Source organism: Neobacillus drentensis (assembly GCF_036966985.1).
GTDB classification, from domain to species: Bacteria; Bacillota; Bacilli; order Bacillales; family Cytobacillaceae; genus Neobacillus; species Neobacillus drentensis_E.
Window position 1 is genome coordinate 9,389 of the sequence record NZ_JBALSN010000412.1, and the last position, 754, is coordinate 10,142.

The 754-nt window shown below is 32.9% G+C and carries 1 protein-coding gene; it reads right to left on the reverse strand.

The window, feature by feature from the left end; translation table 11 throughout:
- Window positions 1-543: 543 nt before the first annotated feature.
- Window positions 544-754 (reverse strand): methylated-DNA--[protein]-cysteine S-methyltransferase (locus tag V7659_RS23795; protein WP_335542629.1); only part of this gene is annotated, 211 nt, incomplete at its 5' end.

A 754-nucleotide genomic window follows, 5' to 3' on the forward strand; every position in this document is an offset into this window, starting at 1 on the left:
TGTCAATAATTATTCTGAAAATTATCAATAAAAAGTCTTGTAAGCGTTTATCTTTTATACATTATCTCCCAAAAAATACCACGGTGATTAAATAAAAGCTTTCAATTTTGTGCAGCTCATCTTATATTTTTCCGATATAGAGAATATATTAGTGAATATATTAAATCTCATTCTATGATATAATCTCCCGTTATCTATGTTTCTATTTTTGAAAAAGCCTCATGTTCTTATGCTTAAAATTATTATTAAAATAACAAACGAATGAAACAAAATTAAAAGGCATGAGCCCGGTTCAAAACCGTACTCATGCCCTGACAACTGCTTAATAAATGAAGTCTAACTTTTAGGTTCAGATCAACTTGGGAGCTTTCAATTTTTTTCCCAAATACCTACAATAAAATTTAGATTATAAAAAACCGCCCTTATTTATTCCACGCGAAGTTTTCGACGATTAGCCAAGGAAGAATTAATGTGGATAAATTTCCGATGAAAAAGTGGCCTAATGTTTAACAAGACATTAGCCCACTTTTTTATGTCAAACCCTCATTTACATATGATACGGTCCACCGTAACCGATCTATATTTGATACTTTTTATCCCATAAGAGCCGATTACTCTGTGACAAGGAATGACAATACTTAACTTGTTTTTCCCATTTGCACTCCCCACTGCTCTGATGGCTTTTTCATTCCCAATGGAAACGGCAATATCCGTATATGATCCCGTTTCCGCATAGGGGATGTCTATTTTGTCA